The organism is Achromobacter sp. SIMBA_011, assembly GCF_046535435.1.
Taxonomy (GTDB): Bacteria; Pseudomonadota; Gammaproteobacteria; order Burkholderiales; family Burkholderiaceae_B; genus Achromobacter; species Achromobacter dolens.
This window is the reverse complement of the sequence record NZ_JAWRWN010000729.1, coordinates 1-259: the sequence shown is the minus strand read 5'-3', so window position 1 is coordinate 259 and position 259 is coordinate 1. Positions and strand designations below refer to the sequence as shown.

The following is a 259-nucleotide window of genomic DNA, read 5'->3' as shown; positions in this document are numbered from 1 at the left end:
CGCCTCGCCGTCGATAATAAGAGAGGCAGGGCCAAGGTCGCGAGCCGCTTGCTCTATTGCCGGGAAGCGCGCCGACCAATCATAGCCGCCGCGTGTCAATATTCGGACACCGTTGGTATCGGCATGGACCGCCAGCCGGTAGCCGTCCCACTTGATTTCCCAACCCCACTTGTCGCCAGAAGGCGGCTTTTGCTTCAGTAGCGCAAGGGCGGGTTCAACGCGTGCCGGCATTGGTTCAAGTGGCAATGCCGGCTGAGCC

General features: G+C 61.8%; 1 pseudogene. It reads right to left on the bottom strand.

What is annotated here, in order from left to right:
* Positions 1-259: pseudogene (locus tag SB816_RS32885) on the bottom strand (DNA ligase D); the annotation flags it as partial.